Below are 255 nucleotides of genomic sequence, written 5' to 3' on the forward strand. Positions count from 1 at the left end.
GTTGTTTAAGAATATTGGCAATGGTCGGGTCTTCTTTCTGCAACCCTTGCGGTGCGCCAGGCATACCCACTTTACTCATGCCTGTACGGAAAGGCATCTGCCCGGTAATGAACGAAGAACGCCCGGCAGTTGAGCTCTGTTCAGCGTAGTAGGACGTGAACTTCGCACCTTCATTGGCAATACTGTCAATGTTAGGCGTTTTATATCCAAGCATTCCCTGGTTATAGGTACTTAAATTCCAGTAACCAATGTCAT

1 protein-coding gene is annotated in these 255 nt (G+C 47.1%); it reads right to left on the reverse strand.

Annotated elements, in window-relative coordinates; all coding sequences use genetic code 11:
• Positions 1-255: sulfatase-like hydrolase/transferase (locus J1784_RS00090; protein ID WP_217147566.1), on the reverse strand; the 255-nt coding region annotated here is incomplete at both ends.

The sequence above is a fragment of the Rahnella ecdela genome (assembly GCF_019049625.1).
GTDB lineage: Bacteria > Pseudomonadota > Gammaproteobacteria > Enterobacterales > Enterobacteriaceae > Rahnella > Rahnella ecdela.